The organism is Oleiphilus sp. HI0117 (genome assembly GCF_001635235.1).
On record NZ_LWGA01001092.1, the window covers coordinates 1 to 798 of the forward strand.

At 46.1% G+C, this 798-nt stretch carries 1 protein-coding gene; it reads left to right on the forward strand.

What is annotated here, in order from left to right; translation table 11 throughout:
* Positions 1 to 716: hypothetical protein (locus tag A3757_RS27050; protein ID WP_068740135.1), on the forward strand; the 716-nt coding region annotated here is incomplete at its 5' end.
* Positions 717 to 798: the final 82 nt, after the last annotated feature.

Here is a 798-nt window from a genome sequence, read left to right on the forward strand (position 1 = left end):
GTCTTAATGTTTTTATCTGGGCAACTATTCCTGCTTTGGCATGGTGGTCTGGAATGCAAGATCCCGGAGCGCTGGTGGTTCTAATATCGGTTCTGCTTATGGCAGCGATATTAAGATCAACCGTCTCCTGGCAAGCCACTCTGGCTGCCGGAGGAGTAATTAGCCTGCTTACAGGCATTGTTGCTCCTTATCTTATGCCAGAGTTGATTGAAACCCTAATGGGGTTGGCTGAAGAGTTCTTTAAGCAGCTCGCAGAAGAGTCGCAGCAAGAATACGATGCTAATTTACAAGAAGGTTTCAAATTGCTACTGGTAGCAAGCTTTGCTTCATCCTTTTTCGGGATGGCTGTTATATCGCTGTTTTTAGCGCGATCCTGGCAGGCAAGCTTGTATAACCCGGGTGGTTGGCGAGAGGAGTTTCACCAGATACGCTTAACTGCGCGTATGGTGATGGGCCTGGTTTTGTTGATTGTGATCTTACCTGTGCTGGGCGTGAGTCCTGCCTTGGTTATCGCAGTCGCTGTGGTTCCGATTATGGTTTGCGGTTTTGCCTTGGTGCATGCCGTGATAGCGAAGCGAAAGCTTGGCGGGCAGTGGTTAATTGGCATTTATTTCTCGGCCATATTGCTGTTTCCAACTGTATTGATGCTGATAGCTTTGTTAGCCTTACTAGATAGTTTGGTCGACTTTAGAGCTAGAATGCAGGCGCCAGAATAGTAAAAGCATGAAACGCTGATTAGTTACATGAAACTAATTTGAGAAATCTAGAAAATAGAGGATCACGAGATGGAAGTTATTC